Origin of the sequence: Prevotella intermedia ATCC 25611 = DSM 20706 (assembly GCF_001953955.1) — a bacterium.
Lineage (GTDB): Bacteria > Bacteroidota > Bacteroidia > Bacteroidales > Bacteroidaceae > Prevotella > Prevotella intermedia.
This window is the reverse complement of record NZ_CP019300.1, coordinates 780,482-806,428: the sequence shown is the minus strand read 5'-3', so window position 1 is coordinate 806,428 and position 25,947 is coordinate 780,482. Positions and strand designations below refer to the sequence as shown.

The 25,947-nt window shown below is 43.9% G+C and carries 19 protein-coding genes; 15 read left to right on the top strand and 4 right to left on the bottom strand.

The genetic code is table 11. The features are described 5' to 3' along the window. Nucleotides 1–118: 118 nt before the first annotated feature. The 4 genes from BWX39_RS03315 to BWX39_RS03300 all read right to left on the bottom strand — a co-directional run bounded on the left by BWX39_RS03315 (nucleotide 119) and on the right by BWX39_RS03300 (nucleotide 5,902). Entirely contained in the window at nucleotides 119–1,999 is a 1,881-nt protein-coding gene (locus BWX39_RS03315; RefSeq protein ID WP_028904926.1) for a DUF349 domain-containing protein, read from the bottom strand. Between the two features lie 207 nt (nucleotides 2,000–2,206). Beyond that, on the bottom strand, nucleotides 2,207–3,133 hold the full coding sequence (locus tag BWX39_RS03310) for a magnesium transporter CorA family protein (protein WP_028904927.1): 927 nt from the start codon (nucleotides 3,131–3,133) through the stop codon (nucleotides 2,207–2,209). A gap of 250 nt (nucleotides 3,134–3,383) precedes the next feature. After that, a complete protein-coding gene (locus BWX39_RS03305) occupies nucleotides 3,384–4,838 on the bottom strand; it encodes an aminoacyl-histidine dipeptidase (RefSeq protein ID WP_028904928.1) in 1,455 nt (484 codons plus the stop codon). 50 nt (nucleotides 4,839–4,888) lie between these two features. Further along, on the bottom strand, nucleotides 4,889–5,902 hold the full coding sequence (locus tag BWX39_RS03300) for a lysylphosphatidylglycerol synthase transmembrane domain-containing protein (protein WP_028904929.1): 1,014 nt from the start codon (nucleotides 5,900–5,902) through the stop codon (nucleotides 4,889–4,891). Between the two features lie 77 nt (nucleotides 5,903–5,979). Here BWX39_RS03300 and rsmA point away from each other — a divergent pair, with 77 nt between their 5' ends. The 15 genes from rsmA (at nucleotide 5,980) to BWX39_RS03225 (ending at nucleotide 25,564) form a co-directional block, all read left to right on the top strand. Beyond that, nucleotides 5,980–6,780, top strand: coding sequence for a 16S rRNA (adenine(1518)-N(6)/adenine(1519)-N(6))-dimethyltransferase RsmA (rsmA, locus tag BWX39_RS03295; protein ID WP_028904930.1), 801 nt, complete (start codon nucleotides 5,980–5,982; stop codon nucleotides 6,778–6,780). Between the two features lie 15 nt (nucleotides 6,781–6,795). After that, nucleotides 6,796–7,272: a GAF domain-containing protein gene (locus BWX39_RS03290; protein WP_028904931.1), complete on the top strand. Its 477-nt coding sequence runs from the start codon at nucleotides 6,796–6,798 to the stop codon at nucleotides 7,270–7,272. 76 nt (nucleotides 7,273–7,348) lie between these two features. Continuing rightward, the gene (frr, locus tag BWX39_RS03285; RefSeq protein ID WP_014708810.1) at nucleotides 7,349–7,909 is read left to right on the top strand and encodes a ribosome recycling factor; all 561 of its coding nucleotides are present in this window, start codon (nucleotides 7,349–7,351) and stop codon (nucleotides 7,907–7,909) included. A gap of 56 nt (nucleotides 7,910–7,965) precedes the next feature. Continuing rightward, the gene (gene rsgA / locus BWX39_RS03280) at nucleotides 7,966–8,910 is read left to right on the top strand and encodes a ribosome small subunit-dependent GTPase A (protein WP_028904932.1); all 945 of its coding nucleotides are present in this window, start codon (nucleotides 7,966–7,968) and stop codon (nucleotides 8,908–8,910) included. A 482-nt stretch (nucleotides 8,911–9,392) separates the two neighbouring features. Next, nucleotides 9,393–10,208, top strand: a complete 816-nt coding sequence (locus BWX39_RS03275) for a GSCFA domain-containing protein (protein ID WP_028904933.1) — start codon at nucleotides 9,393–9,395, stop codon at nucleotides 10,206–10,208. Then, nucleotides 10,205–10,633 carry a Fur family transcriptional regulator gene (locus tag BWX39_RS03270; RefSeq protein ID WP_028904934.1) on the top strand — a complete coding sequence of 143 codons (429 nt, stop codon included), beginning with the start codon at nucleotides 10,205–10,207 and terminating at the stop codon, nucleotides 10,631–10,633. The genes BWX39_RS03275 and BWX39_RS03270 overlap by 4 nt, the downstream gene beginning before the upstream one ends. Before the next feature lie 140 nt (nucleotides 10,634–10,773). Then, nucleotides 10,774–13,254 carry a bifunctional UDP-N-acetylmuramoyl-tripeptide:D-alanyl-D-alanine ligase/alanine racemase gene (locus BWX39_RS03265; RefSeq protein WP_028904935.1) on the top strand — a complete coding sequence of 827 codons (2,481 nt, stop codon included), beginning with the start codon at nucleotides 10,774–10,776 and terminating at the stop codon, nucleotides 13,252–13,254. A gap of 11 nt (nucleotides 13,255–13,265) precedes the next feature. Then, on the top strand, nucleotides 13,266–14,564 hold the full coding sequence (locus BWX39_RS03260; protein ID WP_076123213.1) for a DNA recombination protein RmuC: 1,299 nt from the start codon (nucleotides 13,266–13,268) through the stop codon (nucleotides 14,562–14,564). Between the two features lie 497 nt (nucleotides 14,565–15,061). Continuing rightward, a complete protein-coding gene (locus BWX39_RS03255) occupies nucleotides 15,062–15,316 on the top strand; it encodes a hypothetical protein (RefSeq protein WP_036860264.1) in 255 nt (84 codons plus the stop codon). A gap of 319 nt (nucleotides 15,317–15,635) precedes the next feature. After that, a complete protein-coding gene (locus BWX39_RS03250) occupies nucleotides 15,636–17,255 on the top strand; it encodes a BACON domain-containing protein (RefSeq protein ID WP_028904937.1) in 1,620 nt (539 codons plus the stop codon). Nucleotides 17,256–17,290: 35 nt separating this feature from the next. After that, nucleotides 17,291–18,895 (top strand): BACON domain-containing protein, encoded by a 1,605-nt coding sequence (locus BWX39_RS03245; RefSeq protein ID WP_028904938.1) that lies wholly within the window; start codon nucleotides 17,291–17,293, stop codon nucleotides 18,893–18,895. 17 nt (nucleotides 18,896–18,912) lie between these two features. Beyond that, on the top strand, nucleotides 18,913–21,675 hold the full coding sequence (locus BWX39_RS03240) for a S8 family serine peptidase (protein WP_028904939.1): 2,763 nt from the start codon (nucleotides 18,913–18,915) through the stop codon (nucleotides 21,673–21,675). An 11-nt stretch (nucleotides 21,676–21,686) separates the two neighbouring features. Next, entirely contained in the window at nucleotides 21,687–22,640 is a 954-nt protein-coding gene (locus BWX39_RS03235; protein ID WP_028904940.1) for a PorV/PorQ family protein, read from the top strand. A gap of 49 nt (nucleotides 22,641–22,689) precedes the next feature. Beyond that, nucleotides 22,690–24,249 carry a hypothetical protein gene (locus BWX39_RS03230; protein WP_028904941.1) on the top strand — a complete coding sequence of 520 codons (1,560 nt, stop codon included), beginning with the start codon at nucleotides 22,690–22,692 and terminating at the stop codon, nucleotides 24,247–24,249. A gap of 145 nt (nucleotides 24,250–24,394) precedes the next feature. Then, on the top strand, nucleotides 24,395–25,564 hold the full coding sequence (locus tag BWX39_RS03225) for a sensor histidine kinase (RefSeq protein ID WP_028904942.1): 1,170 nt from the start codon (nucleotides 24,395–24,397) through the stop codon (nucleotides 25,562–25,564). The last annotated feature ends 383 nt before the right edge of the window (nucleotides 25,565–25,947 follow it).

The window sequence follows — 25,947 nt, the reverse complement described above, 5'->3', positions numbered from 1 at the left end:
AGCTTCCATTAAACTCGTTGCTTTATCAAAATAAAACTAAGCAGACAAGCTGTTATAACCAAACAAAAAGGCACTCCCTATATAGGAGTGCCTTTTTATTTATATGCGAACGAAAGGTTTAATCTTTCTTTTCAGCGTCGATAGTCTTTATCTTTTGCCTTGTTTCTGCCAATTCGTCTTTCAACTTCTGCACACGGCGGTTCATATCGTCGATAAGGCTATTACCCTTCTTGCTGCTGATATTGAGGAAGCCGAGGTTGTTTTCGTAAGTGTTTATTTCCTGCTTCAGCTGCTCGAAGCGACGCATAAGGCGTCCGCGTTCGTTGTCGATAGCGTTTTCGCCACGCTGTGCAACCTTCTTCAAGTTGTTGCGGAAGTTGTCCATACGGCGACGAGAAGCCTTGATGTTTAATGTTTTGTAGAGCTTGTCGAGTGTCTCGTGATACTCTTTGAACATCTTGTCCTTCTCTTTGAATGGCACGTGGCCTATCGAGTTGAACTCATCGGTGAGCTTGCGCATTTCTTCCTGCAGGTTCTCTACTGCACCTTCGGCAAGTTGTTTGAGCTTTTCTATAATCTCGTTCTTCTTTGCAAGGTTCTCGCGTTCCTCGTTACGCTCGTCAGCATGCACTGCGTTGCGGGCTTCAAAGAAGTGGTTGCACGCTGCAAGGAAGTCTTCCCAGAGTTGGTCGCCCAATCGTTTTGGCACCATTCCGATGGTTTTCCATTCCTTCTGAAGGGCAATGAGCTTGTCTGAAGTCTTCTTCCAATCGGTAGAATCTTTCAATGCCTGCGCCTTTTCTACAAGTTCTTGCTTGCGCTTTGCGTTTTCGGCGTACTTTTCTTTCAGTTCTTTGAAGTATTCGCCCTTCTTCGTGAAGAACTCATCGCATGCAGCACGGAAGCGTTCAAATATTTTAGTGTTCATCTTCTGAGGTGTAAAACCGATGGTTTTCCACTCTTGCTGCAAAGCTATGATTTCTTTTGACTGGCTGTCCCAGTCGCTTGTGTTCTTGCGTTCCTGCTTTACGATGTCCTCAATCTTCTCGCAAAGTGCAGTCTTCTTTACAAGATTTTCTTCTTCTTCAGCACGTATTTCTTCAAAATGCTGCTGATGACGCTTATTGATTACGGTGCTGGCTGCCTTGAAACGCTGCCATACTTGCTCGCGAAGTTCCTTTTCAACAGGACCTGTTTCGCGATATTCTTGGTGCAAATCTTGCAGTTGGTGGAAAGCACTGATAACGTCCGACTCGTCTGCAAGCTTCTCTGCAGCTTCGCAAAGTTGTGTTTTCTTCTCAAGATTCTTCTTGAAATCGTATTCGCGAGCTTCGCGGTTGAGGTTCAGTAAGTCGTAATACTGCTCAACATATAGTTGGTAGTTGCGCCACAATTCGTTAACCTTTTCGGCTGGAACGGGCTTTATGGTTTTCCATTCTTGCTGCAACACCTTAAACTCCTGGAAGTTACTGTTTGCTTCCTCTGGTGTTGTAGCCATCGTTTTTATCTTTTCAATAATGGCTTCCTTCTTCTTCAGGTTCTCTTGCTTAAGGTCTTCCTGTTCCAAGAATGCTTTTTGACGTTTCTCCTTGATAACAGCCATTGCTGCTTTGAACGCTTCTTCCTCTTCATCGGGCATCACCTGATACTTCTCTGGCTCGCCACCTGCTTCGAGATAAGCCTTTTGCTGCGCTTCGCGCTCAGCAACATGAAGTCGATAGAACGACGTCTTCAGATGGTCTATTTCTGCTTTCTCTGGAGTTTCCTCGCTGTCGGCAATTGTCTTAATGCGTTCTACAATCTCCTTTTTAGAGTTATAGACTTTGTTTGCGAGGGTGTCTTCTTCCCTTAATTGTTGGTTGTCAGCTGCCGCTGTTACCGTTTCCTGTGCAGTTTCTGCTGTTGTTTCGGCTTCGTTTACGGTTTGTTCTGCAGTCGTTTCAGACTGCTTTACTTCTTCTGTTCCCTGATTAAGGGCATTCTCTTGAGAGTCCATCATTTCACTGTTAGTTTATGATTCGAGTTTTTTCATTGATTTTGCGCCCCAGCCACCTTATATAATAGCCGCAAGCGCAATACTATCTATTAAAGTGCAAACTTAGATAAAAAGTTTTAAACCACCTAAATTTATACTTTCTTTTTTATGCTTAGATTTAAAAATTATATTTGTTTTGCTTGTTTTCGTGCTATATTGACACTGTTTGCGCTATATTAAGCGTTTGTGGCGCAGTATCCACCACGTCAGTCCCGATACGAAAACAGAAATAATGAGTGCAATTACAAATCCCCACTTTGAAGCTTCCATACCATTTATGAGGTTCATTCCGAAAAGCGAAGCGATGAGCGTGGGGAACATCATAATAATAGAAACCGATGTAAGCGTACGCATCACTGTGTTCATGTTGTTGTTGATGATGCTCGAATAGGTATCCATTGTTGATTCGAGAATGTCGGTGTAGATGCTCGCAGTTTCGCGTGCCTGGCTCATCTCGATGTTTACGTCTTCGATTAGGTCGGCGTCCAATTCATCGACCTGTAGTTTAAACTTCAGTTTAGCCAACAAATTCTCGTTGCCACGAATAGATGTAACAAAGTAAGTGAGCGAATCTTGCAAGCGGCTCAAGCCGATAAGACTTTCATTGTTCACCTCTTGGTCAAGGTTGTGCTTCGCTTTGTCGATAAGGGTGCTTATCTGTTTCAATCGCTTCAAGTACCAAACGGCAGAGCAAAGGAAAAGTCGGAATATCATATCCACATAGTCGGTGAAGCCTTCTCCACGCTTTTGCTGGAACGAAACAAAGTCGAGCATCATATTGGTCTCGAAGTTGCACACCGTTATAGTTACGTCGCGCTTGTGGATAATACCCAAAGGCACTGTCGTGTAAGGTGTGCGGGAACGTATTTCCTTTACGTAGGGAATACGCAAGATAATGAGCATCCAACCGTCGTCGTACTCGTAACGTGCACGCTCGTCGGTATCGCTAATGTCCGAAATAAAATAATCGGGGATATTATAAGTTTCTTCTAATTCCTGTTGTTCTTGCTCGGTAGGGCAAGTAACCTGTATCCAGCAGTTAGGTTGCCATTCCTTTATCGTATTCAGCTTTCCGCTAATATTCCAATATGTCTTCATTTTGCTAATCTCCAATTAGTTTAGTTATGGTGGGGATTAGCATCTATCAGGCTGCTATCCTCACGTTATTCGTTTAAAATATTCGAAAGGTAATCGTCCATTATAAATTAAAATATTGGTTTTACGCTTGCAAAAGTAGACAAAAAAATCCGTTAGCACAAGTAAAACACAAAGTTTTTAACTTGAGTAACGGATTTGTTGTGTTATAAGAAGCAGTGGTTTACTGCCTTATTTAGCAGAAAAATTTTCTTTATTTAGCAGGAATTTCTTCCAAAACCTTCACCAACAAGTCCCAGAAAGGCTGTGCGGTGTCTATCTTGAAACGTTCTGTTGCTGTGTGTGGGCTGCGAATAGTCGGGCCAAGACTAACAACGTCGAGGTGTGGATACTTGCCAAGAATAATTGAACATTCGAGTCCAGCATGGTCTGCCTGTACAATTACATCTTCGCCAGTTTGTTCTTTATATACCTTCTCCAACAAGTTCAAGATTTCGCTGTTTGGATTTGGGTCCCAACCATTGTATCTTGCACTGAGCTCTGTCTTCATACCAGCCAAGTCGAAGCAACTCTTAATCTGTGTTGCAAGATATTCTCTCATATCTTCACGAGCAGAACGAACAAGGATTTTAAAGTGAGTATTGTTTGCATCAATGTTTACTATGGCAAGGTTAGAAGAAGTTTCAACAACGTCAGGATAAGCAGGAATCATACGCAAAACGCCATTGTGGACTGCATAGATAGCGTTGATGATGTTGTCTTGAATTTCTGCAGGAACAAGCGCAGCAGGCTTTTCAGCATCTTCAACAAAGAATTCAACGTTGCTTTCAATCGTTTTAAACTCGCTTTCAATCAATTGACGCTGTGCTTCCACCATTTCTTTGAGTGCTGCAACTTTGTCTTTAGCCAGTGCAAGTACAACTTCTGCCTTGAAAGGAATAGCATTGCGCATATTGCCACCTTGCCATACAGCTAAGCGAGCACCGAGTTCAGCCATAGCATTGCGAACGAAACGTACCATTTCCTTGTTTGCGTTAGCACGTCCTTCGTGTATTTCAAGACCAGAGTGGCCACCACGGAAGCCCTTCAATGTAACCTTAACAGCTGTTTCTTGGTCGTTGGCAACTTCCTTATACTTCAACGTTGAGTCTATATCAACACCGCCAGCCGAGCCGATAACGAACTTGCCCCATGTTTCAGAGTCTAAGTTCAGCAGTATATCGCCTTGCAATTCGCCTGCAGGAAGGTCGTTTGCACCGAACATACCCGTCTCTTCGTCCCTTGTAATAAGTCCTTCGATAGGTCCGTGTTTCAAACTCTTGTCTTCCATAACACCCATAATCGCAGCAACGCCAGCACCGTTATCAGCACCGAGTGTCGTATTGTTTGCATACACCCAACCATCGGTAATGTGAGTTTCGATAGGGTCTGTTTCAAAGTTATGGTTGCTGTCAGGGCTCTTCTGTGGTACCATATCCATGTGAGCCTGAAGTATAACGCCTTTACGGTTTTCGTAACCTGGAGTAGCTGGCTTGCGCATTACAATATTACCAGCTGGGTCTACAAATGCTTCAACCCCAACTTTCTTTGCGAAATCGAGCAAGAAAGCCTGCACTTTTTCCATGTGTCCAGTTGGACGTGGTATTTGTGTCAAATCGTCAAAGTTACGCCAAAGAAGCTCTGGGCTGAGATTTCTAATTTCACTCATAGTTTTGTTTATTTTAAAGGGTTAGTATATGTTTGTTTTATATCTGTTTCTTAATTATCAACATTGCTTGTTTTCAACGCTTCCTTGTGCGTGAATGCCAAGGCTATCCAAGCGTAGATGCCAAGCAAAATCACCAACAGCGTTTGCAGCGTATGCACGATTAGCACGAAATAGAGTGCCCTTACATCGACAACACCGTAGAGTATAAGCATTGTCTTCACTGCAAAATGCCACGGTCCTGCACCATTTGGCGTTGGAACAATAACTGCTATCGAGCCAACAACGAAGCACACCAACGCACAAGTTACACCCAGCCAGCTTGTTTCTTGAAAACAGAAGAACGTTAAGTAGAAGTGAAGGAAGTAGCTGCCCCATATAGCCACGCTGTAAAATACGAATAGTGGAATGTTCTTTACGTCTTTCACTGAAATAACGCCTTGCCAAATTCCCGCCAGCGCATCTTTCACTTTCTTATATATAGGTATATGGCGGCGAATGATGTAGAGCAAGATTACAACAGCCAATGCACAAATGCCCGTAACGACCCAACCAGTTGCTGAAAACTTATTGAAGATGTTGTCTACACTCGTTCCTGTCCTGAAGAAAAAGTTTGTAAACACTTTTATCTGCGATAGAATGGCAACTGCTGTAATCAACAACACGATGACAGTGTCCACTGCTCGCTCGGTAACAACTGTTCCCAAAGCTTTCGGAAACGACACTTTATCGTAACGGTTCAGCACGCCACAGCGTGCAAACTCGCCAACACGAGGTATCACAAGGCTGACAGCATAGGAAAGGAAAATGGAATTGACGCACACAGAATTGCGTGTTTGCTCGCCCATAGGTTCCAATACCTGCTTCCAACGCCAACCTCGAAAGGTCTGCGCAAGTATTCCGAACGGCATAGACAGTAACATCCACGTCCAATCCATTTCGTTCATCACCACCTTACGCATCTGCACGAAGTCGAAGCCACGATACATCCAATAAAGAATGCCACCGCCCAAAATAAGAGGTAGCACAATTTTAACGATATTATAGAGCAACTTCTTCGTTCCCATTCTGAAAGCAAAGATACTATAAATGCTTTTAAAAACAAAATAAATTTTCTAACTTTGTAGCCAAATAAAGAAAATTTATGAAATTAGTAAAGCCCAAAAAGAACCTCGGACAGCACTTTCTAACCGACCTGAATATAGCAAAGCGCATTGCCGACACTGTGGACGCTTGCCCCGATATACCAGTTTTAGAAATAGGGCCGGGCATGGGAGTGCTCACCCAATACCTTGTGGAAAAGCCCCGAGAAGTGAAAGCTGTGGAAATAGACACAGAGAGCGTGGCGTACCTATACGAGAGGTTCCCAACCCTACGGGAAAACATCTTGGGTGAAGACTTTCTGCGTATGCAACTCGAAGACGTATTCGGCGGCAGGCAGTTTGTTCTTACAGGCAACTACCCCTACGATATTTCGTCGCAGATATTCTTCAAGATGCTCGACTACAAAGACCTCATTCCCTGTTGTACGGGTATGATACAGCGCGAAGTTGCCTTGCGTATGGCAGCGCAACCTGGCAACAAAACGTATGGCATTCTTTCGATATTAATCCAAGCGTGGTACGATGTGGAATACTTGTTTACAGTTGATGAGGACGTCTTCAATCCGCCTCCAAAGGTAAAGAGTGCCGTTATCAGAATGACACGCAACAACGTCAGCAAACTCGATTGCGACGAAAAGCTTTTCAAGCGTTTGGTAAAGACAGTATTCAACCAACGCCGCAAGATGCTGCGAGTAAGCCTGCGCCAGATGTTCCCAGCCAAACCGCGCGAAGGTTTCTACGAGCAGGAAGTAATGACAAAACGCCCCGAACAGCTGACGATTGCACAATTCGTAGAACTAACCAATATGGTAGAAGCCGAAATGACAGCCATAAACGCATAAACAAATAAAGAACCAATGAATAAAAAAGAAACATACGAACTATTATTAAAGCAAATTGCCGCCCTCATAGAAGGCGAAGCAGACAACAAGGTTGGCGTCTTGGCAAACGTTTCGGCAGCCATTCACCACACATTTGACGCCTTTTTCTGGACAGGTTTCTACTTTCTGAACAAGGAAAACACGTTGCAGTTGGGTCCTTTCCAAGGCACTCCCGCCTGTTACAACATTCCTGTGGGAAAGGGCGTCTGCGGAACAGCCTTCGCAGAACGTCGCACGCTCGTTGTTCCAGACGTAGAACAGTTTGCCGGACACATAGCCTGTAGCTCGCTTTCTCGTTCGGAAATCGTGGTACCTATATATAATAAGGAGGGCGAAACGGTTGGCGTGCTCGACATTGACAGCACACAGCTGAATGCCTTCGACGACATTGATGCTCAATACTTAGAGCAAGCTATGCGCATTTTAGCAGCTGAAATCTACGCAAACCGATAGAAAAAAGCCTATAAACTTTGCACAGTTACGAATAAATCCCTAAATTTGTATTTAGAAACAATTAATACGCATACTTATGATAGACGTTAAAGAAACATTAAACGAGGCCGAAGAGCGTATGGAAATGGCTGCTATGTATCTCGACGAGCAGTTGCAACGCATTCGTGCAGGACGTGCCAACGTAGCAATTCTCGATGGAATACGAGTAAGTTCATACGGGTCGATGGTGCCACTCAACCAAGTTGCAACCGTAACAGTGCCCGACCCTCGCACCATTGCTATCAAGCCGTGGGACAAAAAGGCTATCCGCGATATTGAAAAAGCCATTATGGACTCTGACGTGGGCATTACCCCAGAGAACAACGGAGAGCTTATCCGCCTCAATCTTCCACAGCCAACCGAAGAGCGTCGTCGCGACCTTGTGAAGCAAAGCAACAAGATTGGCGAACGCACAAAGGTGGAAGTGCGCAACGCCCGTTCAGATATTAAAGACAAACTGAAGAAGGCTATCAAGGACGGACTTTCAGAAGACTTGGAGAAAGACGCAGAGGAAGACTTACAGAAGATACACGACAAGTACATCAAGAAGATTGATGCGCTTCTCGCCGACAAGGAAAAAGAAATTATGACAGTATAAAAACATTACCCTTTATTTGCCTCATCGCAGGCAAATAAAGGGTTTGTTGTATTATAATGCGTGGCTTAGTAATAAAGAATACAGGTAGTTGGTACACCGTAAGAACCGACGACGGACGAACTATTGAAAGCAAAATAAAGGGCAATTTCCGCTTAAAGGGTATCCGCTCCACCAATCCGGTGGCAGTGGGCGACTACGTGCACCTTATCATCAACCAAGAAGGAACCGCCTTTATTTCGGAGATTGAAGACCGAAAGAACTATATTATCCGCAAGTCGCCCAATCTTTCCAAGCAAAGCCACATCATAGCAGCCAATCTCGACCAGGCTTTTCTCGTGGTTACGGTGAACTATCCCGAAACTTCCACTACGTTCATCGACCGCTTTCTTGCAAGTGCCGAAGCCTACCGTGTGCCCGTTGTCTTGGTTTTCAACAAATACGACTTGCTCGACGACGACGAACGGCGATACCAAGATGCCGCTATCCACTTGTACGAAAGCATTGGCTACAAGTGTGTAACGCTGCAAGCCACCGACGATGCCCCAGCAGAAAGAAGTATCGAACAGCTGCACCCTCTACTCAAAGACAAGGTAACACTGCTGAGCGGCAATAGTGGCGTTGGCAAATCTACCATTATCAACGGTTTGCTGCCCGACGCCAACCTGCGTACTGCAGAAATTTCCGACTCGCACAACACAGGAATGCACACCACGACATTCAGCGAAATGCTGCAATTGCCCTACGGAGGCTACATCATAGACACACCGGGCATTAAAGGATTTGGCACTTTCGATATCGACAAGGAAGAACTCACAAGTTACTTCCGCGAAATTTTCAAGTTCTCCGAAACGTGTCGGTTCAACAACTGCACCCATACACACGAACCTGGCTGCGCCGTTCTCAAAGCCTTGGAAGAGCATTACATTGCCGAAAGTCGCTACAACAGCTACCTTTCTATGCTCGAAGACAAGGACGAAAACAAATACCGTGAGGCATTTTAAATAAGAAAGACAGGCATATCGTTTCGCCTTTCTGCATAGAAACAGCCCTTTTATCCACCGCCCAACTTCTCCTATATACCTTTATTATATAGGCGAAAAAACATTATAAAAGTGTAAATATTTTTCACAAGCATATCTATTGCGTAACCAACTCGCTGTCAGTGTGTTATGAAACCTATTGTTTTGCATTCTAAAAGCGTAGGTTTTGCACGGTAAAAGCGGCTCTTTTGCATTGCAAAACATACGCTTTCGCAACGTCAAATCGAAATTATCATTTTCCCTCCGAATTATCTTTACAAAATCAAAGGTTTAATATAGGCGTTTGATTTATGATTTTCCTCATATCTGCGCTGCTTTTTCGTGGGTGGAAAAACGTGATAAACCACTCCCTTACACATTCAATCCACCTTTCCAACAGAAGATTACGAAAAACATTTCTAAACTTTTTGTGCTTCTGAACAAAAAGCAGTACCTTTGTAAATATGGAGTTTAGAACGATAGTCAATGTGCCGAAACCGAGTTTCGAGATAATGCCGTGCGAACGTGTATTGTTCGTTGGCTCGTGTTTCGCAAGCAATATCGGCGAGAAATTTATAGATTGGAAATTCCGAACCCTTGTTAATCCGTTCGGTGTGATGTACAACCCAGCTTCGATACTGCACACGGTAGAACGAAGAAGCGAGGTTTTCGACACCGTCTTCATTACTTTGGGCACCAACCACGTCTACATTGAGAAGGCAACAGGAGAGATTGTAGACAACTGCAACAAGCGTCCGCAACGACTTTTCGACGAGCAGGAACTCAGCATAGCTGCCTGCAAAGACTATCTGTGCCGTGCCATAGAACTGCTGCGAGAGCGCAACCGCAATGTGAAAGTAATATTCACGGTCAGCCCGATACGCTATGCGAAGTATGGCTACCACGAGAGCCAGCTCTCTAAAGCCACGCTGCTCTTAGCCGTTCACGAAGCAATGGCCGACTATACCGACGGCAATGTGGCTTATTTTCCTGCTTACGAGATTGTGAACGACGAACTTCGCGACTATCGTTTCTACAAAGCCGATATGCTGCACCCCAACGAGCAGGCTGTGGAATATATCTGGGAACGCCTTGTAGATGTGTATTTCTCAGCCTCAGCCAAAGAGTTTCTGCGCGAGTGGAAGCCTGTGAAAGAAGCCCTTGCCCACCGTCCTTTCAACCCAGAGGGCATCGAGTACAAGGAATTTATGGCACAAACAATGGAGCGGGCAAAGCTATTGTCGCAAAAATACAACGGACTAATAATAGAAAGCCAATGAACTTAGAGCAGATTTTAGAGCATCTTACAAAACACAACGTAAAGCCTACTGCCAACAGAATATTGATTGCAGAGGCTATTTCTCGATACAATGGACCTGTTTCGATGAAGGAATTGGAAACAGAACTGCAAACCATCGACAAGTCGAGCATATTCCGAACGCTCACACTTTTCAGCAATCAGCACGTGGTGCATCAGGTAGAAGACGGCAACGACATTGTGCGCTACGAGCTTTGCATGAGCGACGACTACGAAACCGACCGCGATATGCACGCCCACTTCTACTGCGAACAGTGCCAACGCACCACTTGTCTGCCCGAAGTGGATATTCCCGAAATTCATCTGCCCGAAGGTTACAAACTCTCCAACGTGAATTTTATGCTGAAAGGGATATGCCCCGAATGTGCAGCAAAACAGAAACGATAAGGATAAAAAAGGTGAAAAAGAAAGTCAAAGCTATACGGCAGCCTCGTTTTTGCAGTATCTTTGTATTCTGTAAATTATAGAAAGCAACCGATTTTGTACATTTCATAGCGGCTTGTCAGCTTTCTGTTAATATTTCAACAATGAGCTATTCAATAGAAAAAATAACACAATTCATAAACGCAGAACGATATGGTGATACTGCTGCAAGCATCAGTTTCCTACTGACGGACAGCCGTTCGCTCTGCTTTCCCGAAGAAACACTGTTCTTCGCACTGAAGTCCGACCGCAACGATGGGCATCATTACATTCCCGAATTGTATCGTCGAGGCGTGCGCAACTTCGTGGTTGAGAGCGTTCCCGACAACTTTTCTACACTTTATACACACGCAAACTTCCTGAAAGTGGGCAACACGCTCGCTGCTCTTCAGCAACTGACAACCTGCCACCGCAAGGCATTCGACATTCCCATCGTAGGTATTACAGGGTCGAACGGCAAGACTATGGTGAAGGAATGGCTGTCGCAACTACTTGCATACGACAAGAATGTAACACGTTCGCCCAAGAGCTACAACTCGCAGATAGGCGTTCCGCTGTCGGTTTGGCTGCTGAACGAAAGTTCGCAAATCGGTTTAATCGAGGCAGGCATCAGCAAAGTAGGCGAAATGCAGGCGTTACACGATATTATTCAGCCTACGGTGGGTGTGCTGACGAGTTTAGGTGCTGCTCATCAAGAGAACTTCTCATCGTTGGAAGAGAAGTGTAACGAGAAGCTGTTGCTGTTCAAAGGCACGCAAGCCTTGGTCTATCAGCTCGACGATGAGATAGCAGCGAAGTGCATTTCAGCGGCTCATTACGATGGAAAACTGCTTGCGTGGTCGGAACACGACACCACTGCCGCCTTCTTTGTAGACCGTATAGAGAAGAGCGACACGGTATCGACCGTCTTTTATATATGGCAAGACGCTACACACGGCAGCTTTACTTTGCCTTTCATCGACGAGGCAAGTGTCAGCAACTGCATCACCTGCGCTGTGGTTGCACTGCATTTTGGCATTCTGCCCGATGTGCTGGCGCAGCGTATGGCAACGCTTGAGCCTGTCGCAATGCGCCTTGAAGTGAAAGAAGGGCAACACGGCTGCACGCTCATCAACGACTCTTACAACTCCGATATAAACTCGCTCGACATCGCACTCGACTTTATGAACCGCCGTCCCGACCAGAACCGCCGCGAGCGCACACTTATCTTGAGCGACATTTATCAAAGTGGCGAAACCGAACAGCAGCTTTATGCCGACGTGGCAGCATTGATAAAGAAGCGTGGTGTAAAGAAGTTTATCGGCATTGGCACCGCACTTGGACGACAGCAGCAGGCTTTTGAAGGCTTGGAAACAAAGTTCTTCTTTGATAACATAGCCGATTTCATCGGCAGCAAAGTGTTTAAATCCTTGCACGACGAAGTTATCTTGCTCAAAGGAGCACGCTCTTTCGGTTTCGATAAGCTTACCGAACTGTTGGTAAAGAAGGTGCACGAAACCGTATTGGAAGTGAATCTGAATGCCGTAGTAGACAATCTGAACTGGTACCGCTCCTTCTTAAAGCCCGAAACGAAGCTTGTTTGTATGATAAAAGCCGATGCCTATGGAGCTGGGGCAGTAGAGATAGCCAAGACTTTGGAGGACCATCGTGTCGATTATCTTGCTGTTGCGGTGGCTGACGAAGGTGCCACACTGCGCCGAAACGGCATTACGGGCAATATTATGATAATGAACCCAGAGATGAGTTCGTTCAAAACGCTTTTCGATTACGAGCTTGAACCAGAGGTTTATAGCTTCCGTCTGTTGGACGCACTGATTAAAGCAGCGGAGAAAGAAGGCATTACGGGGTACCCTGTGCATATAAAACTCGACACGGGAATGCACCGTTTGGGTTTCAATCCTCGCACCGACCTCGACCATCTCATAGAAAAGCTGCACCATCAGAATGCGTTGATACCACGTTCGGTGTTCTCTCACTTCGTTGGTTCAGACAGTAACGACTTCGATTCGTTCTCTGCTGCACAGTTTGCGCTGTTCAATGAGGGCAGCAAGAAGTTGCAGGCGGCTTTCAGTCATCGCATCTTGCGCCACATGGACAACTCGGCAGGCATTGAACACTTCCCCGAACGTCAGCTGGATATGTGCCGATTAGGACTCGGACTCTATGGTATCAACCCGCGCGACAATGCTGTTATGAGCAACGTATCGACACTTAAAACCATCATATTGCAGCTTCGGAATGTTCCAGCAGGCGAAACCGTGGGCTATTCTCGCCGTGGCATCATCGAAAAAGACAGCGTCATAGCAGCCATACCGATTGGATATGCCGACGGATTGAACCGCAAACTGGGCAACCGCAACTGCTATTGCCTCGTCAATGGCAAGCGAGCCTACTATATGGGCAACATCTGCATGGACGTGGCATTGATAGATGTAACGGGAATAGATTGTGAAGAAGGCGACAGCGTTGAAATATTTGGCGACCATTTGCCCGTAACGGTATTGAGCGATGCGATGGGAACCATTCCATACGAGGTACTGACAACGGTCAGCAACCGTGTAAAAAGAGTTTATTTTCAAGATTAAATACAAGCGAAATGGTATTTCTTTATTTCTTTTTAGGTTTATTTCTCGGTGCGCTTCTCGTCTTTCTGTGGACACGAAGCCAAGTTGCCACTACCGCACAGAAGCTGTCTGCCGACCTTGGCGTTGCGAAAAGCCAGTTGGAAACAGCACAGAAAAATGCTGCCGACAGCGTAAATGCCGAGCGTGAGCACAGCCAGAAACTGCTCAGCGAAATGCAGAAGCAGATGGAAACCAGCAAAAAACTGATGCAAGAAGAGATGCGCACAATGGCTGCGCAAATGCTTTCGGAAAGCAGAGAGCACCTGAACGCTGCCGATAAAGAACGGTTAGACGCACTTCTGAAGCCGCTGCACGAGCGCATAGAGGCGTTCAACCAGAACGTAACGGCTGCAACAAAAGAGGGAGCAAGCAACAAAACCGAAATAAAAACAAGATTTGAAGAAACGATAAAACTGTTGCAGGAAGTTCAAACCTCAACCGTGAAAAGCATTCGTGAAGATAACGAACGTGCCATAAAGGAGTTGCGCCAGCAAACCGAGCGCATTGGCAACGATGCAGCATCGCTGACACAGGCACTGAAAGGCGACACGAAGATGCAGGGCGATTGGGGCGAGATGATATTGGAAACCACTTTGGAAAGTTGCGGACTGACAAAGAACGAACAATTCTTCCTGCAACGAAACTATCAAGATGCAAAAGGAAACAGCTTCCGCCCCGATGCAGTAATTGATTTGCCAGGCGGCGAGCACGCTGTTATCGACGCGAAGGTTTCGCTGACAGCTTATCAGGCTGCCGTAAACGCTACCGATGCAACAGAACAGGAGCTGTTCCTGAAAGAGCACATCAAGTCTATAAAGAAGCACGTAGATGAACTGTCGGCTAAGAACTACGAAACGATAGTACCAAACTGCATTGGCTATGTGCTTATGTTCATTCCTTACGAAAGTGGATACGCAGCAGCAATTAAGACAGACCCCTCTATTCTGCAGTACGCCTACCGCAAACACATCATCTTGTTGAGCCCGAGCAACCTCTTGATGGCTTTGCAGCTCACCCGTACGATGTGGCAGAACTATCGTATGAATAAGAATGTAGACGAAATCTTGCATGCGTCGAACGACCTTTACGATAAGTTTGTTTCGTTTGGCGAGACTTTCTTGAAAATCGGAACTGGCATACAGCGACTTCAAAGCGACTACGAGAAAGCCCATTTGCAGCTTAGCGAAGGCAAGGGAAACATTGTCCGCCGCCTCGAAAATATGAAGTCGTTGGGCATAACGCCTAAGAAAGAACTCCCCGAAGGCTTATAGCTACACCTTATTTATATATAGCAGTAGCAGCACCTCGTGGATTTAATGAACACCATAAAGCATAAAGGCTGACTTCAGAAACGGAGTCAGCCTTTATTTTATACAAATTGCCCCCTGCGTTACTTCTCCTTCAATCCTTATTGTATGGCTGAAAACAAGACTACAAAACCGTAAATATTTTTCACAAACAATACTATTGTGTAACAATCTCATTACCAACGTATTATAAAACCTATTGTTTTGCATTCCAAAAGCGGCTGTTTTACACGGTAAAAGCGTAGGTTTTGCAGCGCAAAAGAGCCGCTTTCGCAATGCCAAAGCGCAGTTATCACTTTTTAAGAGAATTATTTTTACAAAACTAAAAGGATTTATCGAAAATCTGCCTTAACCGTCCCAAAAGAGCAACTACTTCTCTACTTAATTTTATACTGAAGCCTTTATCGGTACTGCTGACGTATCATTATTATTGAGTATTTTTTTTAGTAGACAGTAAATATATGCAGATAAACTTGGCTATTCCGCTAAAAACAGATAAGTTTGCAGCTGAAAATTATAATTATACAAGTAAACAAGTAACTATGAGAATTAACCAGACAGCAACTTTGTTGCTGCTTTCTGTAAATTCAAGTAAACAGAAAAAGAAGAGAAAGGATAATGTTGAGTTTCATTTTGCACCCACACAGATAAACCCTATTACCCACTTGTTACAACAAAAGCTACATTATGGGCAACGCTGTGCGCATTTCTTCTAAAAGAAAAGACAGTTATAAAAGGTATGACAAAGCAAATAGAATTAATAATTAGCAATACAAATAAAATACTGTTAAATAATACAATACAGAGGAGGAAGTGTATAATAAATATTAAATCGTTAAGTTCTTTTAACTAATAGATTTGTTTTTATCCTCATTTATTAGTATATTTGCGATGCAAAATCTAAATAAAAACTAAATATGCATAATAATTTGAATGTAAAAATTCACGTTATGTGCACAAGTTGCTTAGCTCTTTTAGCATATATCAGTCTAATCTTTAAATATTAATTTCATATCAAATAAAACCTTGAAAAGTATGGATTTTAAAAAGACAATCTTTCCCCTATTCTTAGGTGGAATTCTTCTTTGCCTGTTCTCTTGCGCAAAGGAAGACGAATTTGAGTTACCAACATTGGTTCTTTCAGAAAACAATGTAACTTTTGACAAAGGAGTTGGTGAAAGAAACATCAGCGTAACTACTAACCAAAGTAACTGGATTGCCTCATCTCCTCAAGAGGGTGATTGGGTGTCGGTGCTTCAAGATGGCAACATACTGAAAATAAAAGTTGCTGAAAACAAGATGGGTACCGACCGCACAAGCTACGTTCTCGTGAATGCCAACGGTGCTACTGGTAAGGTAGAAGTAAAACAAAGTGCAGCCGACGTGGTGCTTGATATTACACCAACAGCAATTTATCTTCCTCAGATGGGTGGAGAAAAGGTGGTTGATGTTACAACCAATTCATCGGTTTACGACATTACAACCAGCGAAGAAGTAGATTGGCTTAAGATAATGAAGCGTGATGAAGAGATAAAATTGATTGCCAAGCGTAACGATACTTATCAGAAACGTGAGGTAAAACTATATGCAAAGAGTGGAAGCGAGACTCGTGAAATCGTTGTTTCACAGTCGGGCATACAACGTTATATCCTTCCAATCAACCCAGGTATGCCACAAGATGCCCACAAAATTATGGAATACGAACTTGAACGTGGCAGCTACTTACGCGATTATCAAACTGCTATGCCAGGCTTTGGACTTGAGGAAATGTACACATTCATTACCCCATCGCCAATATTTACCTTGATACAGTATTACAGCCCTGACGGCGTTACATCTTCGCAGATTGTTACAGTTGGCGACGGACTCGATGCTGTAGAAGCCGTTAAGAATAAAGCATTCGAGAAATTCCTCACCGACAGCGGATATGTACGCACCAATTCTGAATCAGACAGAGAGTACACGAACGAGAAAGAGCTTATGTCGTTGAAGATTTATATATCTGAAAAGCCCGGTAACCAAGGTGTAAACCTTACATTTAAGCCAATTACAAAGCAGATTGGAGAATACAAGACTTTTGAGAAAATGCCTTACTATCCAATTGAACTCTTGCAGGTAGCAACAGTAAAGGTACCTGAAGTTGAGCAATTTGAAAAGAATGCAGGAAGCAAAGAAGAAGAACGCAGTTATAACGAATTTAAGAAGACTGAAGTTTCACAGCTTCAATACACGCTGAAGGCAAATGCAGACCCAAGTGCTGCTTATGGACGTATCCACATATTCTATACAACCGATAAGGACGGAAAGGCTCCTGAAAAACTTGGAAGCGTACAGATTGGTGCTCTTCTCTTCAAGGATACCAGCCTTGGTTTATGGAAGTACGGAAACAAATGGATTGTAACGAAAGAGCTCCAGAAGAAACTTGGAGAAGAAGGATTCTCTTTCCTTCGTTCTGTAGACAACACCCACTTCTTTGCTCGCGAACGCGACCATCTGCTCATTGCTGTTACATCTGTAGTAGACAACAACGTTCCTATTCTCGCATTACTTTACAACTACGACGAGGCAGTATTCAACGGAGGCAGCAAGGGCTTGAAGGCTCAAGGGAAGATGATGAAGAACTTTATGAAAGTAAAGAAAGTGTTGAAGTTTTAATTAAGTGGTTATACCTTATTTAAATTTTATTCGATATGCGTATAATGAATTTATATAAACTGCTGCGACTCTCATCTGTATGCCTGCTATTAGCAATGGTGGCAGGCTGCGCCGAGAGTGTCGATTTCGAACAACCGCAGCTGAGCGTCTCTGAAAAGGAGATAAAGTTTACCAATCAGATTGGCGAGAAGACCATTACAGTGAACACGAACTGTAAAGAATGGATTGCAACAACTCCCAAGAATTGGATACACATCACCCAAAACGGAAACGAGTTTGTCGTAAAAGTTGATGCCAATACGAGTGGAACGGAAAGAAGCAGCTACATTCTTGTAGATGGCGGTTTGGCTGTTGAAAAGATAATGGTAAACCAAAGTGCTGCCGACCTTTCGTTGGAAATTGCCAATGGTGAAATTATCCTGCCACAAGCAGGAGGCACAACCATTGTGGACGTGAACTTGGAAAGTAATATGTACGAAATGGTTCAGAGCGAAAAACCTGATTGGTTGCAGATTATCAAGAAGAAGAATGCCTTGAAGTTCATTTCCAAGACAAATTACAGTGCAATAGAAAGAAGCATAACGCTTACAATATCAAATGCAGGAAAGAACAAAGAGGTGGTTGTAAAACAACCAGGTGTGGCTACTTTCATATTGGCATGCAACCCTGGTGCCCCTTTCAGTCTTCATAAGATGATGGACTTTGAGTATCGCCGTGGAAGTTTGCTTTCAGAGTATGGTGCCCCAGACCCTCAATTAGGATTGTACGAGGAAAGTTATACTTTCAAGACACCGTCACCTTTATTCAAGGAAGTATTCTATGTTCACGACACACAATACTTTATGCCTACCCGTATCTTCACACGTTCACTGACCAGAGAAGGTGTCGAATCTGTGAAAACGCAGGCTTTCCAAGATTTCGTAAAAGCAAATGGATATGTAAGAGATACAAAGGATCCTAACCACTACGTCAATGAGAAAGAGCTTATAACGATGGACGTAGATATTTTGGAAAGTAACAATAGTGTCGTGTTGTTCTTCTATCAGATGCACATTCAAGACAAAGAATACGAGACATTCAAAGAGCTTCAAGTTGGTCCGCTCCATCTCCTGAATAAAGCAGACCAAAAAGTCAGTGCAGTAGAGGACTACGAAAAGAGCCAGAACAGCGAAGAAGTTAAACGACAGATTTCTAAGAACAGGGAAATCGAGGCTATCGTCTACAAGACAACAGACCCAATATTGGTAACTCGCACATACTTCTTCTACACCCGTGGTGGAGAACATCCTGCTCCAAAAGAAATGGTGGGAAGTGTTGAACAGTATAGCCTGAGCTTCAGCCAACCGAACTTAGGTATATGGCAACATGGTAAAGAATGGTTTATAACACGTGAGTTTGACAAGTTGCTTACTTCAAATAACTTTGAGTTTGTAGGCTATACTGGCAAGTTCCACGTCTATGCCCGTCGCTCTGATTATCTGACATTGGCTATCTCTGGCGAAAAGTTTGCCGATGTGAATGAAGGACAGCCAGTAATGCAAATCGGCGTACTTTACAAACCGAATGTATTTGCTGGAAGCAAGCAAGAAACGCTGGCAAAGGTAGAGAGTATGCTTAAGAAACACAATCCAAGGAAATAATATTGAAAGGAATAGTAATGAAAAAATCTATTATATATATATGTGTGTGTGCAATCTTTGGTATGATGCTCACAACATCGTGTCAAGATAGCTTGGATTTGGACGCAACCAATTCCAATACACGCTCTGTTACCATTGACAAGGATATTTTTGCAGTAAAAGGCTGCATTAATGTAAAGTTGGCAAAGGGAACCAACCACGTTATACCAAGCTCTCCTAATGGGAATGTAGAAATGCAGAATATTCCTTCTGCAATGGCTTCTGCAATGAAATACTCAGGTGCCTATAAAATGGAAAGAGTTTTCAAGCCTGCAGGAATCTATGAAGCACGAACAGTGGCAGAGGGTCTCGACCGTTGGTACACCATCTATTTCGACGAAAGCAAAGACGTTTCAGCTGTACTGCAACAGTTCAACAAAGTGAATGGAATAGAGTATGCAGAACGTGTTCTGCCCATTGAGCGTCCAAAAGTTACAGCAAAGCCCTATAATGGTTCAAGTGCGAGCGCAGAAATGAAAGATGCTGCAGGTGTCTTTAATGACCCGTATCTTTCAAAACAGTGGCATTATTACAACGATGGTTCTGTAAGCGGACACGCAAAGAAAGGAGCTGACTGTAACGTAAAGCCTGTATGGGAAAAGTACACAGCAGGTAAGAGCAATGTTATTGTTGCCATTGTCGATGGTGGTATTGATATTACCCACGAAGATTTGGTGGATAACCTCTACATAAACGAAAAGGAAAAGAACGGCCAACCAAATGTTGATGATGACGGTAACGGTTTTGTAGACGACGTTTACGGTTACAACTTCGTAACGGCAGACGGTGTTGTTGGAGGCAAAATCGAACCTGACGACGACGGACACGGCACACACGTTGCTGGTACTGTTGGTGCACGCAACAACAACGGAAAGGGTGTTGCAGGCGTAGCAGGTGGCGATGGTTCTGCAGGAAGCGGTGTACGACTTATGAGTTGCCAGATTTTCAGAAAGAAGAACGAGCAAGGCGACGCAGCGGCTGCTATTAAATACGCAGCAGACAATGGAGCAGTCATCTGTCAGAACTCTTGGGGATATTCATCAACAGCCAATGTTACTGAAATGCCGAGATTACTAAAAGAATCTATCGACTATTTCATCAAGATGGCAGGTTGCGATGCTGCAGGTCAGCAACGACCAGACTCTCCAATGAAGGGCGGTGTTGTTATATTTGCTGCAGGCAATGAGAACAAAGAGTTTTCTGCTTATCCAGCTTGCTATGCTCCCACTGTTTCTGTTTCGGCAATGGCTTGGGATTTCACCAAAGCAAGTTATAGTAACTTTGCTAAGTGGGTTACCATTATGGCACCAGGCGGAGACCAAGAAACCTTCGGAACAGAAGGAGGTGTCTTGAGTACTATGCCAAAGGCTAAAGTAGCTTCAGGCTATGGCTATCTACAAGGAACATCGATGGCTTGTCCACACGTATCTGGTATTGCAGGACTTATTGCGTCGTATTTCGGAAAGCAAGGTTTCACCAATGAAGAACTGAAGACACGTTTGATTACTGCATACAGACCTTTCAACATTGACGAAATAAATCCTATATATAAAGGAAAGTTAGGTAAAGGATATATCGATGCTGAAGCAGCCTTTGAAACAGATACAAAGATTGCACCAGAGAAGGTTGGAACATTGACCCTTACGCCAGACTTCGTGGATATTACTGCTGAATGGAGCATTGCAAAAGATGAGGATAAGACCGCAGCATTCTATAGATTGTACATCAGTCCCAACGAACTGACAGCTGATAATCTCAAGGATATGAACTATCAGGAAATAAATGGTATGGGACACAATTTAGGCGAAACGCTTAAGTTTACTTTCGACAATCTTAAAGATAACAAGACATACAGCATTGCCGTAGTGGCAGTAGACCGTTGGGGCAACCTCTCAGAACCTGCTATTCAGAAATGTACAACGAAACTCAACCATGCTCCAGAAGCTACTGATTTCCCAGAAGGAGTTATCGAATTGAACAACAATGACCGAAAGACTTTCAGCTTCAAAGTTGCTGACCCTGATGGGCACGAATGGGATTTAAAGACTACTGGCGAGACCAAAGGCGTATCGTACACAGTAAACAAATCTACTGTAACCGTTACAATCGTACCCGTTCTTGAAGCTGGCAGCCACACTTGTACGTTTGTTTTCTCAGACGACTTAGGAGCAAAATCAGAGAAGAGCTTTACATTTAAGATTTTCAAGTATATGCCTCCGAAGTTGGAGAATCCATTCGACAACTATATAATAGGATTAGACGAAGGTGCTGTGAACATTCCTTTGAAGGGACATTATACGAACAGTGGCAGCAATCCGCTTTCTTACAAAGCCAATGTTTCAAACGGCAACATTGCCACAGCTGAAATTAGCAACGACGTTCTTCAGCTAAAGCCATTGGCAAAGGGTATAACCCGCATTAGCATTCTTGCATCAGACGGACACCAAACCTCTTCTGAAGGTTCTTTCCAAATTCGTGTCGTTGAGAAAAAGTCTGCTCCTGTTTATGCAGTTTATCCGATTCCAGTGAAGAAAGACATCAATGCTCTGCTCAACCCTGAAGTAAAACAGGCAGAGTTTGTTATCAGTTCTACCGTAGGGGAGCAAGTAATAAAAGCTACCGTAACTCCAGACAAGAACAATGTAGCTACGCTTGACCTTGCCAAACTACACCCTGGAACTTACAAACTTACCGTACATACGAGTAAGGGCAAATACACCCAAATGTTCATTAAACGATAATTACAACGAGTATGAAGTCAAAACACATCATCATAATTGCTTGCGCAGCACTTTTCGGTGCTACGCAGGCTAATGCCCAAGGGCAGACTCTTCCTATATTAACTGCAAATACCGATGCAAGAACAGCTGCTATGGGCAATGCCTCGGTAGCTGCTGAGGGAATGTACTTATACAATAATCCTTCTGCACTCTTCGGCGTGGATAAGAAATTTACAGCAGATGCTTCTGCTTCCATATACGAAAAGGAAGAAGGTATTGAAGGAACATTCGGGCTATACACAGCCACTGTGGGCTATAAGTTTGCCAAGCGACACGCAGCATTTGCTGGTTTCCGCTATGCAGGTGGACTAAAGTTCAAAGGTTCTAATATGCTTGGAGAGCCAACCAAAGAGTACAAGCCCTACGATTGGACCATCGACTTTGGTTATGCTTATATGATAGGTAAAGGCTTTTCAGCCTATGCAATGGGAAATATCATATTCAGCCACCTCTCAAAAAATGCCAATGGTGGCGCATTTACCGTAGGAGCTTCCTATCAGAACAACGATATGACGATAGCAAACAAGGCTGCAAACTTCATGGTAGATGCCAAGGTAGCTGCAATAGGTCCTAAACTCGATTACGGCAACGGCTACAAGGCTTCAATGCCTACACACGTTGCAGTAGGTGGAGCATTGTCGGTTGATATGGCAGACAAGCACCAAGTTGGTGCAGCATTGTCTACACGATATTTCTTCCAGCCATCAGAATCTAAAGTGTTTATGGTTGGTGGCGGACTCGAATACACCTATAATAATATGGTGTCGGTGCGGGCAGGTTACGAATATGGCGACCACAACCTCAGCCACTTTACCATGGGTGCAGGCGTTAAGTATCGCGGACTGCGCATAAACGGAGCTTATATGCTGAAAACTGTTGATGCTGGAAGCAGCTATTGCACCTTTGGACTTGGATATGATTTCTAAAATAAAATGAATGAATTATTTATTTATCTAATCTAAAATATATAGAATTATGAGAAAAACTTTATTTTCTATCTGCGCATTAGCACTGAGCCTCACGGCTTCAGCACAGATAGTAGACACACCAAAAGGAAAATTAATCGATAATATGTACCGTAGCAGCGACTCTTGGGTAAAGAAAGGCTGGACAGGCACAGACGTCGGTAGATACGAAGGTTTGGTTTCTAAAATTGTGGAAGGCGATGATGGTTGCCTTTACATTTACAATCCTCTTTCAGGACTTAATAGTAAGTCTTGGCTGAAATTAGAAAAGGTCAGCGACGGAAAGTACAAGGCAAAGCTGCCTCAAGTAATCTACAAGGACAACAGTGGCGACGACGATGAGGATTCGGGCAACTCTGAACGTATATTCACGCTTAACCGTATGTCAATCAAAGACAACAACAAGTACGAAGTTGTTGTAGCAGGCAAGAACTATATGGAGTACACTTGGGACGGTTCTACACTTACGATGTTAGGAGCTGGTTCTAAGGACGAAATATTGGGAATGGTAGACAACAAGAATATGTGGGAAAGTCGTTACGGCGACTGGGCTGTTACTATCCAACCTCTCACCGACAAGCTTGTTACACCTCCTGCTTCGGCTGCCAAAAAACAGTACACGCTTACTTGCAAGGGTGAAACATCTCCACGCATTATCGAGGCTGCAATCGACGGTAACGACATTTACTTGAAAGGAATTTCAAAAAGCAAGAAACTTGCCGACATTTGGGTGAAGCTTACAAAAGACGGCAACAAGGCTGTTATGCTGACTAACCAGTATCTTGGCAAAGCTGTAAAAGAAGATTTCTTGAAGTATTCGAGCGACCCATCAGAGTATCACGCTTTCGCAGCAGCCTACAACGATGCTACAACCATTGCCGAAAAGCTCGAATTTAACATCAACAGCACAACGGGTGCGTTCACCAACGACAAGATACTCAAGATTATAATGGGTAAGAGCAGTGCGAAGAATATTCCGACAGAAGACCTCGAAAATCTTGAAAATTTGGTTCTGACTCCATACCAACAGAAGGCTGCCAAGCCAGAAACACCGAAGTTGCACTACTGTTCGGCTGTTGAAAGCTACGACTACTCGATGACCACCATTACATTGGCTTTCTATGTAAAGAACGCAGATGTTGATGGCAACTACCTCGACCCCGCCAAGATGTACTATAATGTCTACATTGGTGATAACACAGAACCTTTCGAGTTCAAGAAATCTCAATACTTCTACATTGATAACGATATGATTAATATTCCTTTCAACTATCAAGACAAGAAGAATGAAGACATTAAGATAGCAGACGACCAGCGTCTGTTGCACTTCTACGACTCTTCTATAAAGAAGCTTTCAGTAGTAATGGTATACGAGGAAGATGGCAAGAAGTATTCAAGCGACCCACTGACTACCGAAGTAGTCTATGCAGGTATCGAGAATGCCACCGTCAACGACAACACCACCGAGACGTACTATTCAGTCGATGGTTACAGACTCCAGCACTTGCAGAAAGGTCTGAACATCGTGAAGTCTTCTAACGGAACAACCAAGAAGGTTTTTATAAAGTGATGACTTGCCTCTAATTCGGTTATCATTAAACTTACACTACAAGGGCGTACCTGAATTTCAGGTGCGCCCTTATTGTTTCCATACGTGCCAAAGAGGGCATAACGGCATACAATAAAATCGGTTTTCAGTCGTTTATATAAGCGTTATGCAATGGACAGATAGAATAAGGCAGGTAAAGATAATTCTTGTTGTGGCGGCAATTGCAATTGCAGTTGTGTCGTTGGTAGCATCGAATATCCTTACGAAAGATTTGGCTCGGCAGGAACGCACTAAGATGGAAGTGTGGGCAGAGGCGATGCGCGCACTGAGCCAAGCCGACGAAAATACCGACCTTGCATTGGTTCTGAAAGTGCTCAACGACAACAATACCATTCCCGTCGTGGTGCTCGACAACGATGAAAACGTAACCGACTTCCGCAACGTCGTTATCAATGCCAAGAACTACAAAGACAGTTTGTTGTATGTATCGGCTATGGCAAAACGCCTGAAAAGCAACAAGCAAAACATAAGAATACAACTTTCCGACGCTTCAAACGAATATATCGACGTGTGTTACGACGATTCGCTGATGCTGAAACGACTGGCACTCTATCCCTACGTGCAGTTGGGTGTGGTAATGCTCTTCGTCGTGGTGGCTATATTTGCGCTCCTTACATCGAAGCGAGCAGAGCAAAACAAGGTCTGGGTAGGTCTTAGCAAAGAAACAGCCCACCAGCTTGGCACCCCCATTTCGTCGCTTATGGCATGGACTACCATATTGAAGGAAACCTATCCCGACGACGATTTGCTGCCCGAAATGGACAAAGACGTGAAGCGGTTGCAGCTCATTGCCGACCGTTTCTCGAAGATTGGTTCGCTGCCCGAAGCCGTTCCAGTGAGTCTGAGCGAAGTGCTCGACCACGTTATCGACTATATGGACCGTCGCACATCGAAGACTATCCAGCTGAAAAAGGTATTTCCTGCCGACGATATAATTATCCGCCTCAATGCTTCGCTGTTCGAATGGGTAATAGAAAACCTTTGTAAAAATGCGGTCGATGCTATGGGCGGCGAGTCGGGAACAATTACGCTACGTGTAGAAACCGTTGGCGAACGTGTTATAGTAGAGGTCAGCGACACGGGCAAAGGCATAAAAAAGAAAGATATGCGCAATGTATTCCGCCCCGGATTCACCACCAAAAGCCGTGGTTGGGGCTTGGGGTTAAGTCTTGCCAAACGCATTGTGGAGGAATACCATAACGGTAAAATCTTTGTGAAAAGTTCCGAACTGGGCAAGGGAACCACATTCAGAATAGAACTGAAATCAAACGAATAATCCTTATTATTTGTAGGTTCATTTCCTCTTTACTATCGAAAGGGAACACCGAATTTCCGCTTCCGTTTTGTAAAGATAATTCTGTTAAAAAGTGATAACTGCGCTTTGACATTGCAAAAGCGTAGGTTTTGCGATGCAAAAGAGCCGCTTTTACCGTGCAAAACCTACGCTTTTGGAACGCAAAACAATAGGTTTTGCAACACACTGATAACAAGCGAGTTAAGTAAAAGATGTTTCTTTGAAAAATATTTACACCTTTATTGCCTTCTTTCCACCTATAAAATAAAATATGTGAAGTTGTCGCTATAAAACTTCTTGCAAATAGCCAAATATATAATTTTTGCTTTTAATTTGCTTAATATCAGAAAAATATTCGTAACTTT

Excerpts from the sequence above, each read along its gene's own strand:
- BWX39_RS03245 (WP_028904938.1), top strand. The coding sequence starts at position 17,291 with ATGCGTATAATGAATTTATATAAACTGCTGCGACTCTCATCTGTATGC.
- BWX39_RS03260 (WP_076123213.1), top strand. The coding sequence starts at position 13,266 with ATGGTATTTCTTTATTTCTTTTTAGGTTTATTTCTCGGTGCGCTTCTC.
- BWX39_RS03305 (WP_028904928.1), bottom strand. The coding sequence starts at position 4,838 with ATGAGTGAAATTAGAAATCTCAGCCCAGAGCTTCTTTGGCGTAACTTT.
- BWX39_RS03230 (WP_028904941.1), top strand. The coding sequence starts at position 22,690 with ATGAGAAAAACTTTATTTTCTATCTGCGCATTAGCACTGAGCCTCACG.
- BWX39_RS03235 (WP_028904940.1), top strand. The coding sequence starts at position 21,687 with ATGAAGTCAAAACACATCATCATAATTGCTTGCGCAGCACTTTTCGGT.
- BWX39_RS03265 (WP_028904935.1), top strand. The coding sequence starts at position 10,774 with ATGAGCTATTCAATAGAAAAAATAACACAATTCATAAACGCAGAACGA.
- BWX39_RS03225 (WP_028904942.1), top strand. The coding sequence starts at position 24,395 with ATGCAATGGACAGATAGAATAAGGCAGGTAAAGATAATTCTTGTTGTG.
- BWX39_RS03240 (WP_028904939.1), top strand. The coding sequence starts at position 18,913 with ATGAAAAAATCTATTATATATATATGTGTGTGTGCAATCTTTGGTATG.
- rsmA (WP_028904930.1), top strand. The coding sequence starts at position 5,980 with ATGAAATTAGTAAAGCCCAAAAAGAACCTCGGACAGCACTTTCTAACC.
- rsgA (WP_028904932.1), top strand. The coding sequence starts at position 7,966 with ATGCGTGGCTTAGTAATAAAGAATACAGGTAGTTGGTACACCGTAAGA.
- BWX39_RS03275 (WP_028904933.1), top strand. The coding sequence starts at position 9,393 with ATGGAGTTTAGAACGATAGTCAATGTGCCGAAACCGAGTTTCGAGATA.
- BWX39_RS03300 (WP_028904929.1), bottom strand. The coding sequence starts at position 5,902 with ATGGGAACGAAGAAGTTGCTCTATAATATCGTTAAAATTGTGCTACCT.
- BWX39_RS03315 (WP_028904926.1), bottom strand. The coding sequence starts at position 1,999 with ATGATGGACTCTCAAGAGAATGCCCTTAATCAGGGAACAGAAGAAGTA.
- BWX39_RS03290 (WP_028904931.1), top strand. The coding sequence starts at position 6,796 with ATGAATAAAAAAGAAACATACGAACTATTATTAAAGCAAATTGCCGCC.
- BWX39_RS03255 (WP_036860264.1), top strand. The coding sequence starts at position 15,062 with ATGCAGATAAACTTGGCTATTCCGCTAAAAACAGATAAGTTTGCAGCT.
- frr (WP_014708810.1), top strand. The coding sequence starts at position 7,349 with ATGATAGACGTTAAAGAAACATTAAACGAGGCCGAAGAGCGTATGGAA.
- BWX39_RS03270 (WP_028904934.1), top strand. The coding sequence starts at position 10,205 with ATGAACTTAGAGCAGATTTTAGAGCATCTTACAAAACACAACGTAAAG.
- BWX39_RS03250 (WP_028904937.1), top strand. The coding sequence starts at position 15,636 with ATGGATTTTAAAAAGACAATCTTTCCCCTATTCTTAGGTGGAATTCTT.
- BWX39_RS03310 (WP_028904927.1), bottom strand. The coding sequence starts at position 3,133 with ATGAAGACATATTGGAATATTAGCGGAAAGCTGAATACGATAAAGGAA.